30 protein-coding genes are annotated in these 26,995 nt (G+C 35.9%); 19 read left to right on the forward strand and 11 right to left on the reverse strand.

Features of this window, described 5'->3' with window-relative positions; translation table 11 throughout:
* Positions 1-354 precede the first annotated feature (354 nt).
* Entirely contained in the window at positions 355-1,680 is a 1,326-nt protein-coding gene (locus tag LG276_RS06865; protein ID WP_224935383.1) for an oligosaccharide flippase family protein, read from the forward strand.
* Positions 1,681-1,777: 97 nt separating this feature from the next.
* Positions 1,778-2,293, forward strand: coding sequence for an RNA polymerase sigma factor (locus tag LG276_RS06870; RefSeq protein ID WP_224935386.1), 516 nt, complete (start codon positions 1,778-1,780; stop codon positions 2,291-2,293).
* Between the two features lie 20 nt (positions 2,294-2,313).
* On the opposite strand, the gene LG276_RS06875 is transcribed toward LG276_RS06870, so the two are convergent.
* Positions 2,314-2,571, reverse strand: coding sequence for a hypothetical protein (locus LG276_RS06875; protein ID WP_224935388.1), 258 nt, complete (start codon positions 2,569-2,571; stop codon positions 2,314-2,316).
* 132 nt (positions 2,572-2,703) lie between these two features.
* Between LG276_RS06875 and LG276_RS06880 the strand changes: the two genes are divergently transcribed.
* The 3 genes from LG276_RS06880 to LG276_RS06890 all read left to right on the forward strand — a co-directional run bounded on the left by LG276_RS06880 (position 2,704) and on the right by LG276_RS06890 (position 4,883).
* The gene (locus LG276_RS06880) at positions 2,704-3,618 is read left to right on the forward strand and encodes a magnesium transporter CorA family protein (RefSeq protein ID WP_251163118.1); all 915 of its coding nucleotides are present in this window, start codon (positions 2,704-2,706) and stop codon (positions 3,616-3,618) included.
* A gap of 61 nt (positions 3,619-3,679) precedes the next feature.
* Complete coding sequence (locus LG276_RS06885) at positions 3,680-4,198, forward strand: acyl-CoA thioesterase (protein WP_224935394.1); 519 nt, start codon at positions 3,680-3,682, stop codon at positions 4,196-4,198.
* A 352-nt stretch (positions 4,199-4,550) separates the two neighbouring features.
* Complete coding sequence (locus LG276_RS06890) at positions 4,551-4,883, forward strand: SCP2 sterol-binding domain-containing protein (protein ID WP_095370103.1); 333 nt, start codon at positions 4,551-4,553, stop codon at positions 4,881-4,883.
* A 47-nt stretch (positions 4,884-4,930) separates the two neighbouring features.
* On the opposite strand, the gene LG276_RS06895 is transcribed toward LG276_RS06890, so the two are convergent.
* On the reverse strand, positions 4,931-5,431 hold the full coding sequence (locus LG276_RS06895) for a GNAT family N-acetyltransferase (RefSeq protein ID WP_251163117.1): 501 nt from the start codon (positions 5,429-5,431) through the stop codon (positions 4,931-4,933).
* A 105-nt stretch (positions 5,432-5,536) separates the two neighbouring features.
* On the opposite strand from LG276_RS06895, the gene cls reads away from it, so the two are divergent.
* Positions 5,537-7,054: a cardiolipin synthase gene (cls, locus tag LG276_RS06900; protein ID WP_224935729.1), complete on the forward strand. Its 1,518-nt coding sequence runs from the start codon at positions 5,537-5,539 to the stop codon at positions 7,052-7,054.
* A 298-nt stretch (positions 7,055-7,352) separates the two neighbouring features.
* Positions 7,353-7,637, forward strand: coding sequence for a hypothetical protein (locus LG276_RS06905; protein ID WP_224935400.1), 285 nt, complete (start codon positions 7,353-7,355; stop codon positions 7,635-7,637).
* 112 nt (positions 7,638-7,749) lie between these two features.
* Here the strand turns inward: LG276_RS06905 and tatC are convergent, their stop codons facing one another.
* From tatC to mscL, 6 genes are all read right to left on the reverse strand, one after another.
* A complete protein-coding gene (gene tatC / locus LG276_RS06910; RefSeq protein WP_224935404.1) occupies positions 7,750-8,475 on the reverse strand; it encodes a twin-arginine translocase subunit TatC in 726 nt (241 codons plus the stop codon).
* A 23-nt stretch (positions 8,476-8,498) separates the two neighbouring features.
* Entirely contained in the window at positions 8,499-8,705 is a 207-nt protein-coding gene (gene tatA / locus LG276_RS06915) for a twin-arginine translocase TatA/TatE family subunit (protein ID WP_251163116.1), read from the reverse strand.
* A gap of 25 nt (positions 8,706-8,730) precedes the next feature.
* Complete coding sequence (locus LG276_RS06920; RefSeq protein WP_251163115.1) at positions 8,731-10,440, reverse strand: GMC family oxidoreductase; 1,710 nt, start codon at positions 10,438-10,440, stop codon at positions 8,731-8,733.
* 24 nt (positions 10,441-10,464) lie between these two features.
* On the reverse strand, positions 10,465-11,214 hold the full coding sequence (locus LG276_RS06925; RefSeq protein WP_224935411.1) for a gluconate 2-dehydrogenase subunit 3 family protein: 750 nt from the start codon (positions 11,212-11,214) through the stop codon (positions 10,465-10,467).
* Positions 11,215-11,334: 120 nt separating this feature from the next.
* Positions 11,335-11,970 (reverse strand): Bax inhibitor-1/YccA family protein, encoded by a 636-nt coding sequence (locus LG276_RS06930; RefSeq protein ID WP_251163114.1) that lies wholly within the window; start codon positions 11,968-11,970, stop codon positions 11,335-11,337.
* A gap of 123 nt (positions 11,971-12,093) precedes the next feature.
* Positions 12,094-12,525: a large conductance mechanosensitive channel protein MscL gene (mscL, locus tag LG276_RS06935; protein ID WP_251163113.1), complete on the reverse strand. Its 432-nt coding sequence runs from the start codon at positions 12,523-12,525 to the stop codon at positions 12,094-12,096.
* 295 nt (positions 12,526-12,820) lie between these two features.
* On the opposite strand from mscL, the gene LG276_RS06940 reads away from it, so the two are divergent.
* From LG276_RS06940 to LG276_RS06965, 6 genes are all read left to right on the forward strand, one after another.
* Complete coding sequence (locus LG276_RS06940; protein WP_251163112.1) at positions 12,821-13,900, forward strand: hypothetical protein; 1,080 nt, start codon at positions 12,821-12,823, stop codon at positions 13,898-13,900.
* 173 nt (positions 13,901-14,073) lie between these two features.
* Positions 14,074-14,649, forward strand: coding sequence for a hypothetical protein (locus LG276_RS06945; RefSeq protein WP_251163111.1), 576 nt, complete (start codon positions 14,074-14,076; stop codon positions 14,647-14,649).
* A 45-nt stretch (positions 14,650-14,694) separates the two neighbouring features.
* Positions 14,695-14,958, forward strand: a complete 264-nt coding sequence (locus LG276_RS06950; RefSeq protein WP_251163110.1) for a hypothetical protein — start codon at positions 14,695-14,697, stop codon at positions 14,956-14,958.
* 545 nt (positions 14,959-15,503) lie between these two features.
* A complete protein-coding gene (locus LG276_RS06955; RefSeq protein WP_251163109.1) occupies positions 15,504-16,094 on the forward strand; it encodes a hypothetical protein in 591 nt (196 codons plus the stop codon).
* Between the two features lie 334 nt (positions 16,095-16,428).
* Positions 16,429-16,719, forward strand: coding sequence for a tyrosine-type recombinase/integrase (locus LG276_RS06960; RefSeq protein WP_251163108.1), 291 nt, complete (start codon positions 16,429-16,431; stop codon positions 16,717-16,719).
* 154 nt (positions 16,720-16,873) lie between these two features.
* Positions 16,874-17,026 (forward strand): hypothetical protein, encoded by a 153-nt coding sequence (locus tag LG276_RS06965; protein ID WP_404294402.1) that lies wholly within the window; start codon positions 16,874-16,876, stop codon positions 17,024-17,026.
* Between the two features lie 60 nt (positions 17,027-17,086).
* Here LG276_RS06965 and LG276_RS06970 read toward each other — a convergent pair whose 3' ends face one another.
* Together LG276_RS06970 and LG276_RS06975 are read right to left on the reverse strand one after the other, a co-directional pair.
* The gene (locus LG276_RS06970; protein ID WP_095370091.1) at positions 17,087-18,319 is read right to left on the reverse strand and encodes an aminopeptidase; all 1,233 of its coding nucleotides are present in this window, start codon (positions 18,317-18,319) and stop codon (positions 17,087-17,089) included.
* Between the two features lie 199 nt (positions 18,320-18,518).
* Positions 18,519-20,612: a DNA topoisomerase III gene (locus LG276_RS06975; RefSeq protein WP_251163107.1), complete on the reverse strand. Its 2,094-nt coding sequence runs from the start codon at positions 20,610-20,612 to the stop codon at positions 18,519-18,521.
* Positions 20,613-20,922: 310 nt separating this feature from the next.
* Here LG276_RS06975 and hutH point away from each other — a divergent pair, with 310 nt between their 5' ends.
* Positions 20,923-22,410 carry a histidine ammonia-lyase gene (gene hutH / locus LG276_RS06980; protein ID WP_251163106.1) on the forward strand — a complete coding sequence of 496 codons (1,488 nt, stop codon included), beginning with the start codon at positions 20,923-20,925 and terminating at the stop codon, positions 22,408-22,410.
* A 50-nt stretch (positions 22,411-22,460) separates the two neighbouring features.
* Here hutH and LG276_RS06985 read toward each other — a convergent pair whose 3' ends face one another.
* Positions 22,461-22,622: a hypothetical protein gene (locus LG276_RS06985; protein ID WP_224935434.1), complete on the reverse strand. Its 162-nt coding sequence runs from the start codon at positions 22,620-22,622 to the stop codon at positions 22,461-22,463.
* A 95-nt stretch (positions 22,623-22,717) separates the two neighbouring features.
* Here LG276_RS06985 and LG276_RS06990 point away from each other — a divergent pair, with 95 nt between their 5' ends.
* The 5 genes from LG276_RS06990 (at position 22,718) to LG276_RS07010 (ending at position 26,984) form a co-directional block, all read left to right on the forward strand.
* Entirely contained in the window at positions 22,718-23,095 is a 378-nt protein-coding gene (locus LG276_RS06990) for a DUF1992 domain-containing protein (RefSeq protein ID WP_095370089.1), read from the forward strand.
* 205 nt (positions 23,096-23,300) lie between these two features.
* Positions 23,301-24,089 (forward strand): flagellar motor stator protein MotA, encoded by a 789-nt coding sequence (gene motA, locus LG276_RS06995; RefSeq protein ID WP_224935439.1) that lies wholly within the window; start codon positions 23,301-23,303, stop codon positions 24,087-24,089.
* On the forward strand, positions 24,086-24,853 hold the full coding sequence (gene motB, locus LG276_RS07000) for a flagellar motor protein MotB (protein WP_224935443.1): 768 nt from the start codon (positions 24,086-24,088) through the stop codon (positions 24,851-24,853). The genes motA and motB overlap by 4 nt, the downstream gene beginning before the upstream one ends.
* 116 nt (positions 24,854-24,969) lie before the next feature.
* The gene (locus tag LG276_RS07005; RefSeq protein ID WP_224935446.1) at positions 24,970-26,064 is read left to right on the forward strand and encodes a carbohydrate kinase; all 1,095 of its coding nucleotides are present in this window, start codon (positions 24,970-24,972) and stop codon (positions 26,062-26,064) included.
* 14 nt (positions 26,065-26,078) lie between these two features.
* Positions 26,079-26,984, forward strand: coding sequence for a pseudouridine-5'-phosphate glycosidase (locus LG276_RS07010; protein ID WP_251163105.1), 906 nt, complete (start codon positions 26,079-26,081; stop codon positions 26,982-26,984).
* Positions 26,985-26,995 lie beyond the last annotated feature (11 nt).

The raw sequence follows: 26,995 nt of genomic DNA on the forward strand, positions 1-26,995 counted from the left end.
TTTAGGCAACCCTTTTATTCTTTTCAAAGCCTTGGTATATAACAAAGATACCAAAAATGAGGTGATCAATTCCCAAAATTATTTATACGGTTTCTTACCCTTTTTCTTCATTAATATTTGATGAAAGACAAATATCCGCTCTCTAGCAAATGCAAGTGAACCGGCCCTGCAGGGGCTATATCGACTTTATCTACCATCCATTGTTCCATACGTATATCCCTTTTTAGGTTAGAAAAAAACAAAAATAGAGTGAAGTGATCAGTAAACAAATATTCAACTAGGTTAATAATTTTTAGGGTTGTCTCATAGGATAGAAGAGATTATTTATTTGTGGGGACAAAAAGGAGAGGCGAAATGAACAAGTTCTTCAAGGGATTGCTTTTATTAATTCTAGCGGCTTTTGCAGGTGAATGTATTGAATTTCTGATTAATATGGTGCTTGCTAGGCAGTTAGGTGAACATGGTTTAGGGCTTTATATGTCTATTCTACCAACCATTTTTTTGATTGTTTTATTAGCAAGTTTTGAAATGCCTGTTTCCATCTCTAAATTTATTGCGGAAAAGGATAGAAAATATCACTATAGTATGCTCAATCATGTGATTAGAATGACGATTATCTTTTCACTTATATTAATCCCGTTAGCATCAGCGATTCTCCCATTTATTACTGTTTTTGATGATTATCATCCACTATTAAGGTGGATGGCTATAATTCTCATACCGATTATTTCATTTTCTTCTATTGCTAGAGGTTATTTTATGGGCAACGAACAAATGGGGAAGATTGCTTCTGCCAATTTTTTGAGAAAATTCATTCAGCTTTCATTGCTGATTCTACTTTTTCATTTGTTTCGCTTTGAAACGGAAACGGCAGTTTTTATAGCTGTTTGTACATTTGTTGGCAGTGAAATAGCGATTTTTGCTTACTTCATTCATTTATTTGTCATCCAGTATCAAAGGATGAAGAAATTGCCGTTTGAGCAGATGTCTGGTATGAGTGTGTGGAAAAACTTGATGGGGGTGTCTATCCCTACAACTGGTCTACGGATATTTCATGCTTTAACCCATGCTATCCAACCATTTTTAATAAAAGCGGCATTGCTAAAGTCTGGAATCAGTACGGATATTGCCACTGAACATTTTGGGATGGTTGCAGGTGTAGCAATGACAATTGGAATGTTTCCCGCTTTTATTGCTCATTCCTTTATGGTTATGCTCATTCCTACTGTTTCAAGAGCATATGCTGAAGAGAAGCATAATTACTTACGGCGGTTACTTCAACAAGTATTTTTTATCACCTTCTTGTATGGTGTTCCATCTGTTACCATTTTTTATTTCTTTGCCGAACCTTTAACTAGTACATTTTTCCACTCAATAGAAGCAAGTATATATGTGCAATTACTGTGGCCATTCTTTCTGTTACATTTTTTTATTTTCCCTATGCAAGCATTTCTTATTGGTTTGGGTCTTATGAAAGATGCCTTTTATCATGCTGTGTGGTCAACACTTATATCTTTTGTTGCGATGTATGTATTTGGATCAATGGAAAGTCTGCAAATGCATGGCGTAATTTTAGGCATTAATATGGGAGCCATTTTATTAATGTTCATGCATTACATGACGATATGTAAGAAGATTGGTGTTACTTGGTTTCTTACAAAACAAACAAGTTTTTATTAAAAAAATAAAAAACACTGTAGGGGAAGAAGGTCTATCATTCGTCTATTAGGGTAAGAAAAGATATAAAGGAGGAAAGGGTAATAGACCCAGATGAAGTATGGAAGCAACAATTAATTACACATTCGAAAATTATGTGAGCGAGTATGCTCAATCATTATACAGATACATTTATTCTTTAATTAAACATCCCCAAAGAGCGGAGGATTTACTCCAAGAAGCCTTGATTTCAGCTTATTTAGCTTTCCCTTCCTTGAAAGAAGAAACGAATATTAAAAATTGGTTATATAAAATTGCATTAAACAAATGTAGGGATCAATGGAGAAAACAACAAAGTGAACGACAATTTTTAGAAGAGAGGCTACCTACTCTATATGAGGAAGCCAAATCTCCAGGGGCCGATGAATTGTTTGTTAAAAAAAGTAATCGAGAAGAAGTAGAGAAGATTATCTTTTGTCTACCTGAAAAATATAAAGAACCACTATATCTTTATTACTTCGAACAAATGTCATTAAAGGAAATAAGTGAAGCAACAAAGCTACCTCTCTCGACAATTAAGACAAGGTTGAGGAGAGGAAAAGCTAAACTTCATCCAATGATTGTAGAAGAAAAATAACCTAAGGAAAAATCCCTAGGTTATTTTTCTTCTTGTTGATTATTATAATAATTAACGGAAGTCATAGCACCTTCACTGACCATTTCATTATCGCGGGTGTCTTGTGGATCGGGATGTCCGGCTTTCATTTCATATTGATCCTCACTATTAGTTGGAAGATAACTTTTCATTTTATGTGTGAGTGTCTGTAACTTTTCACGATTTTCCTTCTTAGCAAGTAATAGTAAACTTGTTACGCCAACTCCTGCAATAATAAAGTTCTTTGGACGAGATTTCATATTAACTCCTCCTTCATTTTATGGAAAGTTTATTTCTTGCATGTATTATAATTACCCGTTTCATTTAAATATAAACATATGGTTTTGTTATGTTCATTTTCAGGGAATGTTAAAGTAGGAGGGTGAGAATGAATGGATACAAAAGAGATGAATAATTGGCGTTGGCTTAATTTTTTTGAACCAGAAGCAAACAAACATTTAGCATTCCCTTTTTATAAAGAAGAAATTGAAATGTGGATCGAGCATATATCTTCTCAAGAATCAAATCATCTCCATTTGCGATCAAGGGAAGGGAAAAGCTACATTTGTGGATCGCTCATCTATGAACAAAAGCTTAATCAACAAAAAGAATATAAGCTTCTCCATTATTTTCTAACAGAACATGTACTGATAACGAGTGAATTTGAACAGGATAGTCATATAAATGATGATATGTTGGAAGCTGAAAATGCAGTTGCGGGTTTCTCTATTCTTTTAGCGGAGATTTTAAAGAATAGTATTAAAAGAATTGATGATTTTGAGTTGAAATTAAACGATTTACTTTGGGAAATCAAACAAAAGAACAGTATTGATCGATTAGAAGAAATTTTTCAGCTAAGACATGAAGTGTTAGTTTGGAAAAACTTTATGATTCCAATTATAGAATTATCGTTTGGCTTGGAAGAAGCATTTTCAAGCGAAATTGTTGAGACAAAGCATTTTAAAAATATGAGAAAAAGGTTAGAAAGAGGAAATATGTTAACAAAAGAGTATATTGAAGAAATTGATCACCTTGTACATTTTGAAGAAATGGTATCCTCCCATCGAGGAAATGAAGTTATAAAAACTTTAACAGTTATTACGACATTATTTACACCAATTAGTGCATGGGGAGCTCTTTGGGGGATGAATTTCTCATTTATGCCAGAATTAGATGAGAAATGGGGATACGCAGGCGCATTGGTCATTATTATTCTATCTACTGTAGCTGTCTATATGTTACTGGTGAAAAAAGGATGGACAGGGGACACACTCAGGCCAAAAAAGAAGAATTCATTTTTTAAATAACGGTAATGAGGTATGATATATAAAGGTATCCTTTGATACTTTTATGAAGGGAGAAAATAGTGTGAGTGAATCAAAGTTTTGTAAAGAATCATATGTTGTAAAAACAAGTATTGTTCAACCACCAGATACAAATGGACATGGAACGCTGTTTGGTGGGAAGTTAATGGCTTATATAGATGATATTGCTGGGATTGCAGCTATGAGGCATTCTAGAAAAGCGGTTGTAACAGCGTCAACTGATTCAGTTGATTTTTTACACCCTATTTACGCTGGTAATGCGGTTTGCTTAGAAGCATTTGTTACATATACAGGCAGGTCTTCAATGGAGATATTTGTAAAGGTTATATCAGAAGATCTCTTAACAGGAGATAGAAATATTTGTGCCCTATCTTTCCTTACAATGGTAGCGCTTGGTGAAGATGGGAAACCAGCACCCATTCCTAAAGTTGTACCCGTGACTGACGAAGAAATGAGCCTATATGAAAGTGCAAAAGAAAGAGCGGAACATAGAAAGCGCAGAAGGAAGGATAGTGAAAAAAGGGCACAAAGCTTTGGAACTGAACTTCCGTGGAGAGAATAGATTCCTTTCTTAAGTGTAATAACAGGGGTTATATGAATGAGTACTAAAAATAGCTTGCCAATGGGCGAGTTATTTTTATTTGAAAAGAACTTCCTCATGTAAAATAAGAAAAATGAATAATTATTCATTTTAGGCAGGAAGATTCATTTACCACATAGAATATTAATAAAGTTACTGCGATGAAATGAAAGATTTCGAGGACAATTAGATACTGAAATCATTACCGCTATACTGTAATCCTATTGAAAAATCATGTGAATTTTAGAGTAACGAATTTCTTTCTTTTTTATGTTTGCATTTCCATGTCCTTGCTACAGCTTAAGGTATTTTATTGATAAAAGGGAGGCTTAACATGTCTGTATTACTTGAGCTTGAAGAAATGACGGATAAAATGAATAATCAACCAGAGTATATTGTAAATGAAAAAAATAGAGTGTTTCAAGTGGATTTAAAAGAAAGTGGTCCCATTCAAATTGTTTTATGCGATGGAAAGGTAAGTGTAATTGAAGGGGAAGCTGACGATCCTGCGGTTAAATTAAGAATGAGTGATAGCCACTTTTCTAGTCTATTAAAAGGTGATTTAAACACGACGGTAGCCTTTATGACAGGTGGTTTAAAGGTTGAAGGTAATGTTGGGTTAGCATTGAAGCTTCAGGAAATATTAAAAAAATATCAATCTTTATAAGAGGTAATGTGTTAAGGCAGGCGTTCAAGTAAACACCTGCCTTAAACTCATTTTAATTGTAAGACCATATGAATTTCATCATAATAATGTCCTTCCACTTTTAAAGCACGAGGTTCGTGAGCATATGAGCGGAAACCTAGTTTTTTGTATAATTTTATTGCAGGTTGATTATCTGCCATGACAGTTAAATGTAATTGTTCGATAGTCGTACTAACTTGTGCTCTTTCTATGACCGTGTTCATTAATTGTTTTGCCATTCCGAGCCCTCTAAATTCCTCTCGTACAAATAAACCAACGATATGTCCTTTATGGCGCATTTTTAATTTACTTTCATATAACAAAGTGATGATGCCGCCTAATTTACCTTCATGAAAAGCACCGTAAGTGATTGCTTGACTAGAGTGCAATCTCTTTTCGATATCCTGTATTGATTGCTGTACTTCTTCTTCAAAACTAGAGGCAAAACTTTCTGGATGTTGTTTAAGTCCAACTAGACGTATTTGTTTGAAACTTTCGGCATGTTCATTATGTAAAGGTATGACTTTCATTTTATTCTCCTCAACGTTTATAAGAATTATGATAGAGCTCGTTTCTTTAAATGGAAATTAGGGTACTAATAATAACAGCAACTTACGGGATGGGGCATGGTAATGATAGGTAGAAGAAGAGTAGAGTTTTTATTTGTATTCATTCTGATGGTTACATTATATATCGGACTTTTTATGGCAACAAGTATAATGACTACGATAATGTGCCTTGTATTTTATAGTTTGGCAATATTAGTGATATGCTATTCCATTATGCTGGAAGATCGAACCCCACAGCATACATTATTATGGATGTATGTAATCGTATTCTTTCCGGTGTTTGGATATTTATTTTATTTATTTTCAGGGCAACTATATATGAAAGGGTATTTATTTAAAAGTAAACGTAGCAGAGATAGAGATGAATGGAAACGCTTAATGCATAGAGAAGAGGAACAAGATATATCATTCCTCCAAGATGGCCAGCTTCGATTTGCGGAATTTGCTAATCATTCATCATTAACTCCGATTAGTACGAAATCTAAAGCAACCATTTTAAAAAACGGTGATGAAACTTTTTTTGAAATAAAGAGAAGGCTGTTACAGGCAAAAAAATTCATTCATATGGAATATTACATTTTTCGTTCTGATCGCTTAGGAAAAGAAATAATGAAGATATTGATGGATAAAGCCAAGCAAGGAGTAGAAGTGTTATTTATTTACGATGCAGCTGGGAGCTTAACACTGCATACGGAAGATATCAACCAGATGTTGGATGCTGGCATCCGAGTAAAACCATTCTCGCCGTTAAAGTATGGTTTTTTTAATCAGAAATTTAATTTTAGAAATCACCGTAAGATTATCATCATTGATGGAGAGATCGGCTTTACGGGTGGATTGAATGTTGGAAATGAATATTTGGGAGAAGATAAGCAAATTGGATTTTGGCGAGATACCCATCTTTTATTAAAAGGTGAAGCTGTCTATATACTACACACGATATTTTTATTAGATTGGGAATATGTTGCTAATGAAGAGGTGCTGGATAAATATCGTAATGATAGGAAGCCTATACATAAAAAAGATGATGTGGTAGACGGAGCGCTTCAGGTCGTTGCCAGTGGACCAGATACGCAACAGGGAATTATGGGGGATTTTTATTATTCGATGATTTCGTCTGCTGATTATTCTATTTGGATTGCTACCCCTTACTTTGTACCAGATGAAGCCATTCGTACGGCATTAAGAGTAGCTGCGGCAAAAGGGGTTGAAGTGAGAATTCTCGTCCCTGAAATTAATGATAGTTTTTTTACGCAATATGCTAGCCGTTCTTATTTTTCTGAACTTCTTCGCTATGGAGTAGAGATCTATTCATATAAAAAAGGTTTTCTTCATCAAAAAATAATTATTATTGATGGGAATTTAGCCAGTATTGGTACTGCTAATATGGATATGAGAAGTTTCCATTTGAACTTCGAGGTAAATGTTTTTCTTTACGGGACAAGTTCTATTAGAGATTTAGTTGCTCATTATGAAGATGATATGAAAGATAGTTTTAAAATAAGTCCGGTACAGTTTTACAAAAGAGGGTTATTTGAAAGAACAAAAGAGTCATTTGCGAGATTATTTTCTGGTGTACTTTAAAGTTCGGAACATTGTTTTGAACTGTTCGTAACCATATGAAAGAATCGGAAGCTGGTTCTTAAATGCAAAAAGAAGAGCATCCATTCTTTCTTTGCTTTTGATCTTAAGTTTTACTGGCTAGTATACAGTTAAGATTTATTTAAGAAGTCACATAGGGAAGTAGGTATCTGCTTGAATTGAAACAATAATAGTAGCATTTTTAACGTTGCTAACATGGCTTCTTTACTTTTAAGCAAATCATTATCGTTTTCACTAACAATCCCATAGAATGGAGATATTAAATATTGGGGGTTCGCCATTGGAACTTATAGCTAGTCTTACTTATATAAAAGTTGTGCGTAAAATTGATTGGAATGTCCAGAAGTATGAGGAAATAGAAAGTGAAATTAAACTCTTCGATAAGAAAATTATATGGAGTGAAGACGAAATAGATATTCATGCGGTGTTTGATATTTCATTTAGAGAATCGAAAAAAAAGCTAGGTACATTGTATTTACATACTAATCGTGGTGTATATCCTTTTTATATGAAAGATGTACCTAAGCATTTTATAGAGCAATATCGAAATCTAATTAAAAAATGACTAAGATTGGATTTCTCTTCATACGATCCTTGTTATTATTAGAGATTGTATTTCTTCATTTACCTATTTTAAAGATGTCCACGAGAATACTATCGTCTTCACTATCAATAAACTACCCTTTATTTAACTCTGCTTCCATGACCAATCGTTTTCTATAGCTGATCTTTGAAAGAAACAATCCGAGTTCATATAGTCCAATTAATGGAAAGAGTACAAGTATTTGTGAGAAAAAGTCTGGTGGCGTAATGAGCGCAGAAACAACAGCAAGCACCACATATGCGTATTTTCTTACTGACTTTAGCATTTCTGGGGATACGACCCCGATATTTGTGAGAAAGACTAGTAATAATGGAACTTCAAATAGAAACCCAAACGGAATAGTAGAAATCAATAAAAATGAGAAATATTCTCGAGCAGTAATCATCATAGAAAAATTACTTTCGCCAAGGTGCATGAGAAAACCATAAATGGTTGGGAATACAATGAATAAACCAAATGATAAGCCAATGGCGAAACTACAAATAATTCCTGGAATGAACATGATTGAGATTTTTGCTTCTTTATCATTTAATGCAGGTCTAATAAATAGCCATGCTTGAAAAGCAATGAAGGGAAGGGAAATGCCGAGGCTAATGCTACCGGCAATCCCTGTGTATAGTCTAATGACATCTAATGGCCCTAGCATGACGAGATCATAGTCATTAGCTAGAATGGGAATAAGGTGGTTAATAAACACTAAGCAAAGGATAAAACAAAAGGTAAAGAAGACAATCGATCGAATGAGCACTTTTCTTAAATCAGTTAAATGCTCCACTAGTGTTTGGTCATTATTCTCCATCTTTACAGCCTCCATCACAGATGTTATTTAGATTCCTCTTCATTTTTAGTAGCCACTGTCAATGTTTCCTTGTCGCTATCGTCCATAATCTCTCTTGTCGATCTTTTAAATTCAGCTAATGTTTTCCCGAAAGCTGAGCCAATTTCAGGTAGTTTTTTTGGTCCAAATATAATCAAGGTGATGACAAGGATAATGATTAAACCTGGTATTCCGATATTTGTTAAACCCATTACAAATCAACCCCTTTCCTACTAATTAGGCGAGCATGCCACCTTCTTTGCTATATTTGAGGATACCTTCTGCTGCTCTGAATGCGAGTGCACCAACAGTTGCCGTTGGGTTATAGCCCCCATTATGCGCAAAAGCAGAGGCACCTACAACAAATACATTCTCAGCATCCCACATTTGCAGATAATTATTAACAGCAGATGTTTCCGGTTCAGCGCCCATAATGACACCACCTGTATTATGGGTTGTTTGATATGGCACAATATCATAACTTTCAAGATTCGAACGTTCATTTACTTTATCTGCGCCCATTTCAAGCATAATTTGATCTGCAATTTTGCCGATATAGTTATAAAGCTCTTTATCTTGTTCTGTAAAGTCATAAGTTAAACGAAGCAATGGTAGACCATAAGCGTCTTTGTACGTCGGATCAAGGTCCATAAAATTATGTTGTACAGGCATGGAAGCACCTTGTGTTCCAATATTGAGTGATCTTGTAAAATACTTAATGGATTGTGCCTTAAATTCAGCTCCCCAGTTTGGTGTACCAGATGGAACGGTATTTGAGCCAATCGGTCGTTTACCTGATTGATTAATGGAGATAGAGCCGCCATGGATAAAGTTTAGATCTGAGTGATCAAAGTTATCACCATTATAATCATCAATTGTTGCACCTAATGCTCCTGCCCCCATAAAAGTGTTAAAGCGTTCTTCTTCAAAAAAGCCTGTAGAGCCAGGGAGAATCTGATAACAATAGTTTTTACCAATCACACCAGTCCCGTTTTCTGGGTTATAGGCTTTGCCTATTTTTGAATGGAGAAGTAGTTTCGTATTATTCATGACATAGCTCGTAAGCACGACTGTATCAGCCGGTTGAATAAATTCTTCTTTCGTTAATACATCTACGAATTTCACACCGGTTGCTTTTCCACCTTCATGGATGATTTCAGTTACATTAGCAAAATTGCGTATATCTACATTGCCTGTTTCCTTAGCATAAGGAATGACGGCAACAGTTGGATCTGCCTTTGCACCGTATTCACAACCAAAGCGTTCGCAAAATGCACAATATTGACAGTTAGCAATCTTTGCACCGTACATGTTCTCATATGGTTCACTTAAATTAGCTGAAGGCATATGGTATGGATGCATACCTAATGAGTTTGTTGCATCTTTAAACCGTTTGGTTAATGGTGTCTCTTTCATCGGTGGTGTCGGATATGGATTGGAACGTTCCGGTCCAAAATGAGCTTCTTCACCACTAATACCAGCGACCTTCTCATATTTATCAAAATATGGTTCCAATTCGTCGTATGTAATGCCCCAATCCTGAATTTGTAATCCTTTGATTTTACTTTCACCATATTTTTCAATTGTTTTTGATCTAATTTCAAAATCATAAGGCAAAAAACGGAAGGATTGGCCGTTCCAGTGAACACCAGAACCACCAGAACCTTCACCTAATAGGAAAGAACCAAGTTGACGCATGGGAAGGGCTCTTTCCTTTTGATTATTACGGAAAGTCAAACTTTCCTTTGATAAATCTTGCATTAATTCATAACGAATAGCATAACGAAGCTCATCGTGTACAACATAATAATCTTTCAAGCCTCTTTCTTTACCTCGTTCTAATCCAACAACCTTTAATCCTTCCTTACCAAGCTCGGCAGCAATAATGCTACCAGCCCAGCCCATACCGACGATGACGACATCGGTTTTAGGTAATTTTTCAGCCATTGTATTTCCTCCTGTTCAATCCACTTATTTTGTATAAGAATGTAGGGCTTGTGGTTCAATTTCCATAAATTCATCTGATTCAATTTTGTCGTAATAACTCATTTGATGCCCAGGATAGTTTTTCATTTTCCAGCCTTCCATATTAATATTTCCTCCATATGCAGGGTCAGCATATACGCCTTCAATCGTGGCTGCTCTGAGAATATTAAAAAAGGTTTTGGATGTTACTCCTTTGAGCTCAACCTCATCATTTTGGAAGGAAGTTAAGATAGCATCTTGTTGTTCGCCTTCCAAGTCAGGGAAATTCTTATCGTGTTTGTCATTGGCCACTTTTTGCAATGCCTTTATTCCTGTATCAAATACTTCATGTCTCTTAAGAGGGGATTGATAACCTTGGAAGTTAGATCCTGGAAAGAAAGGCCCTTGCATATATTCACGAGCATTGTTCCCCCAAGAACCAGCGAGCGAGTGATCTATATAATAGGCAACGCCTAATTCATCAGCTCCTGGACCGTTATCATCGCTTGGGAAAATTCTTTCAGAAGCAGCGACTAAAACGGCAAACATTTCAGGGTTTGTAAAATAAAGAGGTGCTTGTAGAAAGCTGGTTCCTTGATGTTCCCCTTGTGTATTTGTACCTTCTTGCTCATCATTCATATTGGCACCAATGAGCCCACCGATGATTCCTCCACCGACAAGTCCACCTGCTACGTAACCAGAGTTTCTAATAAAGCGCCTTCTTGACATTTTCTTTTCAGAGTGTTGTTCTGCCATTCGTAAAAAACCTCCTTTTTTCGTATTATGTTTATAAAGTGTTCCGATTATCCAGATTTATTCATTTTTGGGCATAAAAAAAACGACAGAAGTATTCTGTCATTTTTATCATGTTACATGTTATTTTCTATCTTTCAGTAAACCAATTAGTCTAAGTAAGTTTAGGAAGAGATTAATAAAATCTAAATACAAATTCAAAGTGTAAGTTGGGATTTGACTTTTTTTAATACCGTATTTTTTCAAACGATTAAAGTCATATAGAATATAGCCACTGAATATAAGGACACCTATAAATGAATAAATGAGTAGTGAAGTGTCATCTAATGGCCAAAAGATTCGTATGATAGCCATGATGATAAAGGCAAGTAAGGCAATTGATAATATACCGCCTAAAAAACTAAAATCTTTATTTGTAATAGTGGCATAGCTCGCAATAAAAATAAAAATGATAGTTGTTGCTATGAGCGTCATTAGTATCGTTTGCATACCTATTGAAGACACATATTGATATAGAATGGGATAAATAGACAAACCAGATATAAAGGTAAATAAGAATAAGAAAAAGTAGGAAATCCCCTTTTTTCGTCTAAGAAAAAAAGCGATGATTAACATAATTACTTCAATTATCTTGATCGGAAGAAAATATTGGCTTGGAACAACTGTACCAAGGAAGACTCCAATAGTGGCAATAGCAAGAGAAATCACAAAAATAATAATAACACGACGAAAATATTGTTTTTGAATAGATGATGGCATTGGACCACTTCTTTCTATATAAGATTACCTGTGTGTACTGATGCAGGAGCATTTATGTGGGAAATAGGAAAAAGAACAAATGATATGATGAGATGTCTATCATTTGTTCTTTCATATTTTTATTTAGGACTCATGATTTTGTTTTTTGCTTATATCAAGTGTGTTCTGCTCTTGTTTTTGCAACAAGTCACGAATTTCGATTAGTAATTCTTCTTTTGCATCTTTTTCTGGCGGTTCAGGCGTAGTCTCTTCTTCTTCTTTTTTCCTAATTCTTTTGTTCATAAATTGGACAAAAAGAAATATGGAAAAAGCGACAATCAAAAAGTCGAAAACGGTTTGAATAAATTGTCCATATAGGATAACAGATTCCCCAAATGGAGGGGAATAAGAGAGTTTTGTGAAATCGACGCCACCGATAAAGATTCCAAGAATAGGCATAATCAGATCATTCACTAGAGAAGTAACAATTTTTCCAAATGCTGCCCCTATAATGACCCCGATTGCCAGGTCTAACACATTCCCTTTCATAGCAAATTTCTTAAATTCTTGTAACATAGTAAAAAATCCCTCCAAATCAAAAAGTAGTTCTTATGTTGAATTCTTTAAGAAACATTGTATATAAATATTTAAACATAGTAAACGGGAGAATTCAGGACATTAAGTTTACTTTACGATTATTTATTCTGTTTGTAGTATTGTTTCAGATTTGTTACAATTTAGAATGTCAATAAAGAAATGTATGATAGCTTAAAAATAAAATTGACAACTAGTCTTTCATAAAAAAGGACTTTACTTAGAATATTAAGCACTTGGCAAGGGCCAAGTGATTTTTGTTGATAGGGAGATTTAAATGAAGAAATATTTATATATATTAATGTTAACTACCCTCATGTCTGGTTGCATGAATGAGTCAAAGGTGAATAAACAAGAAATGGAACCAAGTTCAACTGTTGCTCATGAAGCAGATGAAGTAGAAAAACAACAGGTGGCGGTCCTTAAAGAAAATGCCATTTACGAAACAACAATGGTGGATGGGGATAAAAGTTATGAAGTATATATTTCCTCAAATCAAGATGATAGCAATCAATATTCATTTTTTGTTGCTGAAGAGAATGGTAAACTGGCATATAGCCAAGAGCTTGCCTATGAGAAATTCAATAAGAATAATATCTATTCACTGAATACAAATAAACAAACGCTTATTATATTATCGCTTGAAAAGAGTGAGGAAGTATCGTCACTTCGTGTTATTTCAATGGACCAAGGGATATTGAGAGAGGTACCGATTGAAGGCGGAGAATTGCTTAACTTAACAGATAGAAAACTTAAATCCTTAAGTCAAAATATCCTTCAATCAGCCTATCCAGTTAATCAAAATGAATCGATTTTTCGTAGCTGGGAATTACAAAAAGATCCATTAGTCCTTTCCCTTTATGATGAAGCAACGGTAACTGAAGATTCTGGTGCTTATCAATCTTTATTAGATCAGTCTTGGATGGATATTTGGAGCGAGACGGAAGAAGTGTTTTATCCTTATGAAAATATTGAATTGACTAAAGAGGTGATTGAAAGAGCGAAAATGGGTATACCTATGGGTGGCCCTTATCCAATTGGTACGAACATAGAAGACATAAAAAAATCTAATCCTTATTACATTCAAGAGGGAATACTTCATGGTCAACAGTATTTAATGTATCCAGAAACAATCTACTACTATAACAGAGAAGATGGGGCTGTATCTACTGTTGCCATCCCAGGGGAAAGATTACAATCTTCATTAGCAGATCTCAAGAAGTTATTAGGAGATCCAGTTAAACAAGAAGAGGAGAACGGTTTAATCTATTCTGAATTTCTTGCAGATAAATATGTTCTTAAAACCTATACGAATGAATCAGGAGAGATCAAGCAAATCTCATTAAGCAAGCAATAAAACATTATATTTTGACCATAGGTAGGCTGCGAAATTTTTAAAAACAAGATAGTAGCAGCCTATTTGTGCTGCCTAAATTCAAAGGATTCTCGCATGGCAAGTCGCTAGCAAGAAAAACAGAACTGAGCGCCACGCAAAAGGGATCAGCAAGTCACTCAGAGAGAAACTAGAGAGTGAGCGCTTCGCAAAAGGAGTTAGCAGGTCACTCAGAGAGAAAGCAGAGAGTGGGCGCTTTGCAAAAAGAGTTTGCAGGTCACTCAGCAAGAAAACAAGAACTGAGCGCCATGCAAAAGGGATTAGCGAGTCACTCAGAGAGAAAGCAGAGAGAGAGCGCTTTGCAAAAGGAGTTAGCAAGTCACTCAGAGAGAAAGCAGAGAGAGAGAGCTTTGCAAAAGGAGTTAGCAGGTCACTCAGCAAGAAAGCAGAGAGAGAGCGCTTTGCAAAAGGAGTTAGCAGGTCACTCAGAGAGAAAGCAGAGAGTGGGCGCTTTGCAAAAAGAGTTAGCAGGTCACTCAGCAAGAAAGCAGAGAGTGGGCGCTTTGCAAAAAGAGTTAGCAGGTCACTCAGAGAGAAAGCAGAGAGAGAGCGCTTTGCAAAAGGAGTTAGCAGGTCACTCAGAGAGAAAACAAGAACTGAGCGCCACGCAAAAGGGATCAGCAAGTCACTCAGCAAGAAAGCAGAGAGAGAGCGCTTTGCAAAAGGAGTTAGCAAGTCACTCAGAGAGAAAGCAGAGAGTGAGCGCTTCGTAAAAGGAGTTAGCAGGTCACTCAGCAAGAAAGCAGAGAGTGAGCGCTTTGCAAAAGGAGTTAGCAGGTCACTCAGAGAGAAAGCAGAGAGTGGGCGCTTTGCAAAAAGAGTTAGCAGGTAACTCAGCAAGAAAACAAGAACTGAGCGCCACGCAAAAGGAGTTAGCAAGTCACTCAGAGAGAAAGCAAAGAGTGAGCGCTTTGCAAAAGGAGTTTGCAAGTCACTCAGCAAGAAAACAAGAACTGAGCGCCACGCAAAAGGGATTAGCAAGTCACTCAGAGCGAAACCAGAGAGTGAGCGCTTTGCAATAATCTGTTCCTCAAATAGTAATATTACTTAGAGAAGTAGGAGTTAAAATGCCCAACCTCCTTTACGGAATACGGGCGCTATAGTGCCGTCCTGTTTGATGCTGTCGATGTTAGGTGAAAACGTTTGATATATAAGGGTTTTGTGGATTTTGAAAGAAAGGATACAAATAGATAATGTCTAGAAAAACGCTTTTTTGGGAGCTAATAGTGAAGAATATTGGCCTTCTATGTTTAATGGTGGGGATGAAACCAACAAATTCCCTAGTAGATTTCGCTTTACAATTATTGAATGAAAATTTAAGCTGAAACTCAAAAGCAGAAAAACGGTATTATTGTACCAGATTTAGAAATCTCAAAGCGGTCATGTGAATATAACATTTACAGCAATAAGAATAAGGATTCTATTGTTTATGAGTACCTTTTTAAATCTAAGTCTCACCGTTGGTTAGATGAACAAATATTAGGAATCGCACCCGATAAGAGAACAGGGGAAGCAACATTCAGAAGTCAAGAAAATTGAAATTGAAGTATAGTGGAGGCGTAATATAGTGACACATTGGTTTGAATATTCGATAGGTGCAGTACATATGCAAAATGCAAAAGATTGTGTTGGAAAAATGCTGGATGTAATATATAAAGAGGAAGGATTTATATATGGCGAGAAAGAAAATGAAATATTTTTTGATAATACAAGGTATGGTGTTTTAGCTATTTACAGTATTAATGCCTCATTAGAAACAGTAGTAGCTATAACATCAAGGGAATTGCAAATAAAAGAAAAAAGTTTTAAAGATAGAATTGATATCCTTATTAAAAGAGAAATAATAACAAAGAAAGTAACCTTTCAAAGACTTAACTTATTAAGAAAGAAAAGAAATCTAATAACACATTGGGAACAAGTCCATATAGAGCTTTTAGGAACTGATAGTTATTTACCTGTAATGTTTACTAAAATATCCCCTAAAAATAAGATTGAAGAATTAATCAGTATCTTGACATTAAATCGTATGAGTCAATATATTGATGACTTGTTGGATTTATTAAATGATATAGTAAGTAATATTGATAGAGAAAAATATGGTGGCTTGTATGATAGTCTCAAGCAAATAATTGATAGAGACTTTGTTGTAGGTTATTAAAATAAGAAGAGCAAATTCAAAAATACTTTCAACAGTATTTATAAATTAGGAGATTTTTCTATACTTTGAAAATTGATTTTGAAGCTAAGTAATGGTTTAAATTGAGGATGTTGGATTATAGAACTGAAAACGAATAGAGAGTGGCGATATTTTAAACTTATTAGTCACAGGGATCGATGAAAGTTAGCTATACTCTACATAAAATTACTATTAATTCAGATAAGTTTAATGCGATATAATAGATATTCACCAGTAAGTTATTATTTAAATTAAAATAATGTTGTAAAAAACAAATATCTAAAAAAGATAATTGTTTTTTACACGAGAATTACTTTTGTTCTATGATCGTTCTCCACATTCAAAGAAACGTCGGTTTTATACTGCATATTTAATTGCGTTATTAACAGGTATGAGAAAAGGTGAGATAACTGGCTTACGTTGGAAGGATATTGATTTTGAACAAAAAATTATTTATATCAGACAAAACTATGATATAAACGCAAAGCAGTTCAAAGTTGGGGCAAAAACGAATGCTGGTGTCCGTTCGATTCATATCCCTGACGTGTTGATAGATCAACTGAAAAAGGAGAGAATCAATGTTGTTGGACATAAGTTGAAGCAATGAACAAACTTCAATGATTATGATTTAGTTGATTGCACACGTTATGGAAATCCGCTTGACTCTGCTACCATTTCCAAACGACTTAAAGCCCAAGCAATAAAGCTAGGGCTTCTACAATCTTTTTCATAATTTAAGACATACGCATGTCACGATACTAATCAAACAAAATGTCAATGTAAAGGTCATCTCGGAGCGAGTTGGACATACCTCGATTCAAATTACATTAGACAAGTATAGCCACGTGCTTCCAAGTATGCAGGAACACGTAGCTGATGAACTTGATAATTTATTTAAAACTAAAGAAATGTGACCATTTTTGTGACCACTCAAGGTCTTAGACCTTCAAAACGCCTCTATATCAACGCTTTAATTAAAATGCCCAATCCCCTTTACGGAATACAGGTTCTGTTGTACCATCTTCAAGGATACCGTCAATATCCATTTCAGAGGAACCGACCATAAAGTCTACATGGGTGATGCTTTCGTTTAATCCGTTTGTTTCTAGCTCTTCACTATTCATTTTTTTGCCACCTTCTACACAGAAGGCGTAGGCGCTGCCGATAGCGAGGTGATTCGATGCATTTTCATCAAATAATGTGTTATAGAAAAGAAGGTTTGATTGAGAAATTGGTGATTGAAATGGTACAAGCGCGACTTCACCCAGATAATGAGAGCCCTCATCTGTCTCAACTAGTTGTTTTAAAATTGCTTCGCCTTCCTCAGCTTTATAATCAACTATTCTTCCATCTTTAAAAGTAATGGAGAAGCGGTCAATAATGTTACCACCATAACTAAGTGGTTTTGTGCTTGCGACAGTGCCATTTACACCATATTTATGTGGCACTGTGAACACTTCCTCTGTTGGCATGTTTGCCATGAATTCATGACCGTTTTCATTGACGCTTCCAGCACCAACCCATAAATGTTTTTCTGGTAATTCAATCGTCAAATCTGTTCCTGGTGCGGTGTAATGTAATTTTTTATAACGTTTTTCGTTTAAGTATTCTACTTTTTCGTGTAATGTTTGATCATGATCTTTCCATGCTTGGATAGGATCATCTAAATCAGTTCGTGTTGCTTTAAAGATAGCATCCCAGAGTAAGTTGACTCGTTCCTCTTCTTTTGCGTCAGGGAACACCATATTCGCCCAAGCTTGAGAAGGTGCGGATATTACTGTCCAGCTTACTTTATCTGTTTGCACAGCTTTACGATATTTTGCTAATGCTTGACCTGATGCTTTTTGGAATGTGCTGATTTTCTCAGGGTCAATTCCTTTCAGTAAATCAGGGCTAGAAGAGACAATCGCAATAAAAGCTGCTCCGTTTTCAGCTAATTCTTCCGTTTCACGCGCACGCCATTTCGGATACTCTTTAAAGGAATCAATCGGTGCTAATTCATACTTTGTACGAGAAACAATATCATCATTCCAGTTCACAATAACTTGATCAGCACCAGCTTCATAAGCATTTTTTACAATTTTTCGAACCAATTGGGCAGAATCAATAGAAGTATTGATGACTAATGATTGACCTTTTTGAATATTGACACCCACTCTAACCGCTAATTCTGCATATTTGTCGAGCTTTTCTTCAAAAGTACTCATACTATGTACACTCCCTTTGTCAAAAACTTCTTACTTATTGTAACTTTTCTATAGGAAAAAAGAAACTTTTTATCTTCATGACAAAATAGAGGGAAGAACTACACGGTTTACATGGTAAAACATATGCAAGAAGTTGCTCATGATATAACAAAAAAACTGCCAAAACAGCAAGATTCTTACTGGATTGACAGTGTTATGTTTACTCTTTATCTTCCATTGCTTGTTTTAACAAGTCACCAAGGCTCGTACCGAATTGATCATTTTTAGCAGAGTATTTCTGAACAAGCTTTCTTTCTTCACGTTTATTGACTTTTTGTTTCTTATCTGCCGCTTTTTCAACCACATTACATTTGCGACATTGGAAGTAGGTGCCGGCTTTCCCGTTGTGAACTTCCATCTTTTTATGACATTGAGGACAACGACGATTAGAAACCTTTGGATCTTTTCTTTTTCTGAAGTTACAATCAAGACTCGAACAAACGAGGATTTTTCCATCTTTCGTATTCCGTTCTTTTAAGAAAGAGCCGCATTCAGGACATTTCGATCCGGTTAAGTTATGGGCGCGGTAAGACTTATCACTTTTCTTTACTTCGGATACAATTTGCTTCGTTTGTTGTCTAATTTTCTTTAGAAAGTCATCACGTTTTGCTTTTCCATGTGCGATTGCTTCAAGTTCTTTTTCCCATTTAGCTGTTAATGCTGGAGATGTTAATTCATCATTTACAAGATCCATTAACTGCTTTCCTTTTTGGGTGGAATGAAAGCGCCCGTTCTGTCTTTCCACTACTTCTGATGAGATAAGCCTTTCGATAATTTCGGCACGCGTTGCAGGTGTACCTAAACCGAATTTCTCCATCCCTTGTAACAGATCGGCTTCACTTAAGCGAGCAGGGGGCTCTGTTAATTTTTTTACCGTCTCGACTGTATGAACTTGCAGCTGTTTCCCTTGTTGTAACTGATTCAACGCAGTCTTTGAATTTTGTTCATTCGTAGATGAATGGAGCGTTTTAAACCCTAAGTCAATGATATGGGTTTCTTTAGCTACGAACGTTTCACCAGCTATATCTAACTTTAATAGTACACTCTCATATTGATATGGCGGATAAAATAAAGCAAGGAATCGCTTAGCAATGATATCAAATAATTTTTTCTCATCTGTTGATAAATCACTGAGATGTACTCTTTGTTCTGTTGGTATGATAGCATGATGATCCGTCACTTTACTATTATTAAATACCTTTTTGGCAAGTACCTTACCCTTTTTCGCAAGCAAAGGTTTTACTTCTGTACTATAAGCACCAGCAATTGCCTCTAATCTTTCCATCATTGTACTTTCCATATCGCTTGTTAAATAACGAGAGTCTGTACGTGGATACGTTACGATTTTATGTTGTTCGTACAATTTTTGCAGTACAGATGATGTTTTTTTAGCTGAGAAGCCGAATTTTTTATTGGCATCACGTTGTAGCTCAGTTAAATCATATGGAAGTGGTTGTGCTTCACTTCTTTCTTTCCGAGTAATCGATTGCACTGTTGCTTTGGCTTTTGTTGTTTGTTTTTTAATCGTTTCAGCTTGATCACTATGAAAGATTCGTTTCTCACCATTGTTTTCCCATTCTGTTTCTAATACGCCCACTTTTGCATGAATCATCCAATAGTCCTGTGGGGTGAATTTCTGGATTTGCTTCTCACGATCCATAATAAGGGAAAGCGTTGGAGTTTGCACTCTACCAGCAGAAAGAGGTTCTTGATACTTCGTTGTTAATGCACGTGAAATATTTAATCCGATGAGCCAATCTGCTTCAGCTCTGCAAACAGCAGAATCATATAAATTTAAAAAGTCTTTCCCTGGTTTAAGGTTCTTAAATCCTTGTTGTATTGCTCGATCGGTGACAGATGAGATCCAGAGGCGGTGGATTGGCTTTTTCCATTTAATCTTCTCTAAAATCCATCTAGCAACTAACTCACCTTCACGCCCAGCATCGGTTGCGATAATAAAGTCTCCTACATCATTTCGCTTGGAAAGATGCTCGACCGTTTTAAATTGATGACTTGTTTGCTTCATTACCTTGATGCCCATTTTATCAGGAATAATTGGCAGGTCTTCTAGTTTCCATTGTTTGTATTTGCTATCGTAATGTTCGGGCATCTTGAGTTCTATTAAGTGACCAAGCGCCCAAGTAACAATATAATGCTTGCCTTCTATATAGTTTTTATGCGACTGATTGCATCCTAATACTCTGGCTATTTCTCTGCCGACACTTGGTTTTTCGGCTAATACTAATGATTTCATATTTCTCCCTTCCAAAAAAAACAATCTCCTAAACTAAAGGGTCGTTAATTATTATAGCGGAAAATGGAATGAATTTATATGGGTTGCTCTATTGCTTTATTTTGCTAACATGGTAATCAGGTAGAATATGGTAAAAATCAATTGACATGAATAAGTACCGCTTTATAATATAGATATAAGACAGATCAAATAGGTGACGTATCATGAGCGTAAATAAAAATGAATTTTTTTTAATAAAAAGACCCAAGTATCATTTCGGTGATACTCGGGTCTTTTCTTTATTTTGCTAATGTGATAAGGAGGTAATAAGATGATTGAATTAACAGGGGAACATCTGATGATAGAGCAAGTGAAAGCGGTTGTCTTTCATGGGGAAGAAGTTAAAATTGCCCGTAAGAGTATAGAAAATGTAGAAAGAAGTCATATGGCTGTAAAGAGAATCGTTGCGGAAGGAAAAACGGTATATGGGATTACGACTGGTTTCGGTAAGTTTAGTGATGTTCATATTGATCGCAAACATGTAGAGGAGTTGCAGATCCATTTAATACGCTCTCATGCATGTGGAGTGGGTGAGGCGTTCTCAGAGGAGGTCTCGCGGGCAATGTTATTGTTAAGGGCTAATGCGCTCATAAAAGGGCATTCAGGGGTTCGTCTTGCATTAATTAATAGACTACTTACTTACCTTAATCAACGAATTCATCCCGTCGTTCCTCAGCAAGGATCCTTAGGTGCAAGTGGTGATTTAGCACCGCTATCCCATTTAGCACTTACACTAGTTGGTGAAGGTGAAGTCTTTTTCAATGGACAAAAACAAAAGAGCGCAGAAGTACTACAGGCATGTGATCTTACTCCGCTGACTTTAGAAGCAAAAGAAGGTCTTGCGTTGATTAACGGTACACAAGCTATGACCGCTCAAGGAGTTATCGCCTATATTGAAGCAGAAAACTTAGCTTTTGAAAGCGAAAAGATTGCAGCTATATCGGTAGAAGCATTAAATGGGATAATCGATGCATTTGATCATCAAGTACATGAAGCTCGTGGTTATCCTGAACAAATCGCAACAGCAAAACGAATGAGGTCATACTTAAGTGGTAGTAAGTTAACTACTGTTCAAGGAGAAATGAGGGTCCAGGATGCCTACTCTATAAGATGTATTCCGCAAGTACACGGGGCTACTTGGCAAGCACTTAACTATGTGAAAGAAAAGCTCGAAATTGAAATGAATGCTGCAACAGATAACCCTTTAATCTTTGATGATGGAGAAAAAGTAATTTCAGGCGGGAATTTTCATGGTCAACCCATTGCGTTAGCTATGGATTTTTTGAAAATTGCCGTTGCTGAGTTAGCGAATATATCTGAAAGAAGAATAGAAAGGTTAGTTAATCCACAACTCAATCAATTGCCCGCTTTTCTTAGCCCAGAACCGGGGCTGCAATCAGGTGCCATGATTATGCAATATTGTGCAGCTTCACTCGTGTCAGAGAACAAAACACTGGCTCATCCTGCTAGTGTTGATTCTATTCCTTCTTCTGCTAATCAAGAGGATCATGTAAGTATGGGAACAATTGGTGCAAGGCATGCCTATCAAATCATAAAAAATGTAAATAAAGTGATCGCAATTGAATTGATTTGTGCTATGCAAGCGGTTGAATTTAAGGGAATAGATAAAATGGCTAATCATACCCGCTCACTATATGAACAAGGGCGAACCATTGTACCAACAATTAACCAGGATCGTATTTTTTCTAACGATATCGAAAAGTGCACGGAGTGGCTAAAAAATAAAGCTTATCATTAATTTTTTTTAAAAAAGGCTGTAAGCCCTAAGGTTACAGCCTAATAAGAATATTAACGGTTTTCACTTTGTTCAATGCGATTTTTAAAGGCTTCTTGAACGACTAAAAACTCCTCGTCTTCTTGCGCTTCAGTTGATTTTTCTTTTTGATATTGTTCATTAAACGCACCTGGATGCTGTTTGTTCTTATGATTAAAATGTTTACCTCTTGACATAGTGAATCGCTCCTTTCTATTTTATATTTCCCTTCATTCGTTAGGGATATGTAACTGCATGGAGTATAATAAGATGAAGGTGAGGTGTTCATTTAATGGATTTATTCTCAATTTTAGCAGAAGAGAAAATCAAACAAGCGCAAAGACAGGGAGAGTTTGCTCATTTAAAAGGGCATGGTAAGCCATTACCGAAAGATGAACTAAGTGGGGTACCAGAATCTCTAAGAATGTCTTATAAAATAATGAAAAATGCAGGATATACAACAAAAGAAATCGATCTTAGGAAAGAGATGCTAACAATTGAACAATTAATTGCAAGTTGTGAGAATGAAGAGAAAGAAGGAGAACTAAAAAAAGAGCTGAATGAAAAGAGGTTAAAATTCCAAGCTTTGTTATCAGAAAGAAAAGTGGCAACAAATACACAAATTTTCAAAAATTATGAACAGAAAATCGAAAACAAGCTTTTTAAATAACCATACAAAATGATGCTATTCATTCATTTTTGTGTGGTTTTTTTATGTATATAAACACAAAAAGACAAATAGGATAAAAGACCTTATTAAGATGCTTCAATTACATAGAAATATGTCGAAATAAAACAAAGAAACCAGTATCTGATAAAAAAGTAATGAGTAAAAAGTTTTGAAGTAAGTATTTTTTGAAGTAGGTGTGATAAGGATGGATAAAACAACTTGGATAGGTGTCATATTAGGAATTATTGCAGTTGTGTTAGGTATGTTTCTAAAAGGAGTAGGACTGGGTGTATTAGTAAATCCGGCTGCCGTTATGATTATTATCGTTGGGACAGTAGCGTCTGTTTTAATCGCTTTTCCAGTCTCTGAAGTGAAAAGAATACCTAAAATAATGGGCGTAATATTCAAAGAAAGAGAGACATTACCGATGTCTCAAATCATTAGCCAATTTGCTGATTGGGCTCAGCTTGCACGTAAAGAGGGGTTGTTATCATTAGAAGTAAGAATAAATGAAATCAATGATCCCTTTTTGAAGAATGGTTTATCACTTGCAGTGGATGGACAGAGTGCCGATTATATTAGAGACGTATTAAATGAAGAAATTGATGCAATGGAAGAGCGCCATCAATCGGCAGCGCAAATATTTTCTCAAGCAGGAACATATGCCCCCTCACTAGGTGTATTAGGTGCAGTAATTGGATTAATTGCGGCATTAGGAAATATGAGCGATATTAACGCATTAGGTGAAGCAATAAGTGCTGCATTTGTGGCTACGATGTTAGGTATCTTTACGGGATATGTATTGTGGCATCCATTTGCAAATAAGTTAAAGAGGAAATCTAAAATAGAAGCTAAACATAAGAGGATGATGATAGAGGGGATTTTATCTATTTTGGAGGGAGAATCTCCACGTGTAATTGAGCAAAAACTATCTTCCTATTTACCAGGAAAAGAAAGAAAAGAATTTATAGAAGAAGGAAGCATAGAATCATGACTAGAAGGAAGAAGAAGAGTCACGAAGATGAGCATGTTGATGAATCCTGGTTACTGCCTTATGCGGATTTACTTACATTATTAGTTGCTTTATTTATCGTCTTATTTGCTTCTAGTGCAATCGATGTTCAAAAGTTTCAAAAAATGTCCACAGCGTTTAATGAGGTTTTTTCTGGAGGTAATGGTGTAATTGATTTTCCTAGCCCAATGCCAGAAGGAAGTATGGCCCCTCAAAAAAAAGAAAGTGTGTCAGCTAGTCAACTGTCTGGTCTTTCTGATGAGGAACAAGATACTGAGGAACTTAAAAAATTAAAAGCCAAAGTTGATCACTATATTATCAGTAATGATATTACTGATAAGTTTGAAACGGAGCTTACAACTGAAGGACTGCTTGTGACGATTCGAGATAATGTATTATTCTCTTCAGGTAGTGCAGAAGTAAGAGCTAGAGATATACAAACAGCAGAAGAAATCTCTGAACTACTTGTGATGAATCCTCCAAGAAATATTATTATTAGCGGACATACAGATAATGTACCGATACGGAATGCTAATTTTGAGTCAAACTGGGAACTCAGTGTAATGAGAGCTGTCAATTTCATGAAAGTCCTTTTACATAATCCAGAACTTAATCCTGAATGGTTTAGCGCCAAAGGTTTTGGTGAATATAAACCTAAAGAATCGAATGATACGGTTACGGGAAGAGAAAGAAATCGTAGAGTAGAAATTTTAATACTTCCGAGAGAATTGACAACCAACAGATAAACTTCGAAAGAGTTTATCTGTTTTTTTATGTAAAACCCCATGAATATAATTAGAATTTGCAGAAATATCAAACTATTGTTTATAATATAGACAAATGTTTTAAGGAGGGGGAGCCATTGAATGAAAAAGAGCAGCAAATTTTAAATTCCATAAAAGATAATCCTTATATTTCACAGTCTGAGCTAGCAGACAGCTTAAGCATTTCTCGTTCTACCGTTGCAGGCTATATTTCCTCTCTTACAAAAAATGGCTATATATTAGGTAGGGCTTATATTTTACCAAAGCAACCATCTATTTTATGTGTGGGCGCTGCCAATATTGATAGAAAATTGCAAGCTGTGGACAGCTTAGATGAAGGGACATCGAATCCTGCGAAAACTGAACAATCAGGAGGAGGGGTAGCAAGGAATATCGCGGAGAATTTGGCTAGACTTGAAATGTCCGTTTCTTTATTATCTGTTATCGGTGAAGATCACGAAGGTACATGGTTGTTTGATCGCCTAAAGCCACTAGTAGATACAACACCATCGATTATTATACCTACTTGCCGAACAGGAACTTATACAGCAGTGTTGGATAAAAAGGGAGAAATGAGAATAGCATTATCTGATATGGGAATTAACGATATCCTCGATATGGAGATAATCGAATCACGATGGGGGTATTTTACTTCGGCTAAAATGGTTGTTCTAGATACAAATTTCCCAAGTGTTATATTGACAAGAGTAATAGAAAAATGTAAACAATTCAACACACCATTATGTATTACGACAGTATCTACAGCGAAAATAAAAAGACTCCCTGCTCAACTATTAGGTGTGAGTTTTCTTATTGCCAATAAAGATGAGGCAAGTTTGCTTTCTGGAGTAAAACTTACAAGTGAAGGAGATTACTTTAAAGCATGTGAAATCATTTTAGCAAAGGGTGTAGAAAGAGTGATAATAACGAGAGGGGAAAAGGGCCTTGTTTTCGCCACACAAGATGGAGAGGCAGGAGCTATTATGCCCCCTTTTGTTCAGGTCGTTGATGTAACAGGTGCTGGAGATGCCTTAGCATCAGGAATTATTTATGCACATCATAAAGGCATGCATATAGAAGATGCTTGTAAAATAGGAATAATCTGTGCAAGTGTAACGCTTACAAGTAAGGAAACGGTTCATCCACAATTAAGCCAAAAGAAACTACAACATGCCTTTCAAGAATATTTTTAGAGGAGTTGTTACAAATGAGAAAAGATTGGTTAGATTACTCTGATGAGGTGATCGAAGCAAAAAAACAGTTAAAACCAATTGTCGCACTCGAATCAACAATCATCTCTCACGGTATGCCTTACCCTCAAAATGTGCAAACAGCCAAAGAAGTTGAAATGATTATCAGGCAGAATGGGGCAATCCCAGCAACCATTGCTATTATAGAAGGTAGAATTAAAATTGGGCTATCAGACGCAGAACTTGAACTACTTGCAACGAACGATTCAATTATGAAAGTTAGCAGAAGAGATTTTCCCTATGTCATTGCAGCGAAGAAACATGGAGCGACAACTGTTGCTGCCACGATGATTTGTGCAGAACTAGCAGGGATTGAAGTATTTGTAACAGGGGGTATTGGAGGTGTGCACAGAGGGGCAAGTGAAACAATGGATATATCAGCCGATTTGCAGGAATTAGCAAAGACAAATGTCGCTGTCGTTTGTGCCGGTGCTAAATCGATCCTCGATATTAAATTAACAGCTGAATATTTAGAAACATATGGTGTCCCAATCATCGGCTACCGTACAGATAAGATACCCGCTTTTTATACGAGAAAGAGCCCGTATAATGTTACTATTCGTGTGGATGAGATAAAAGAAATTGCTGAAATGATGAAGGTAAAGTGGGGACTAGGCTTAAATGGAGGGCTAGTTATTGCTAATCCGATACCAGAAGCGGATGCTATGAATGAATTGGAAATGAATGAGATGATTGATCAAGCTCTTGTTCACGCAGAAGAAGAAGGTATCTCAGGGAAAGAGATCACACCATTTCTCTTATCTATGATTAAAGAATTAACCGGTGGTAAAAGCTTGGCTGCCAATATTGCATTAGTTAAGCATAATGCTGAAATTGGGGCAAAACTTGCTATGCAATTATAAATCAAGATATA

This window comes from Cytobacillus kochii (assembly GCF_044790165.1).
GTDB lineage: Bacteria > Bacillota > Bacilli > Bacillales > Cytobacillaceae > Cytobacillus > Cytobacillus kochii.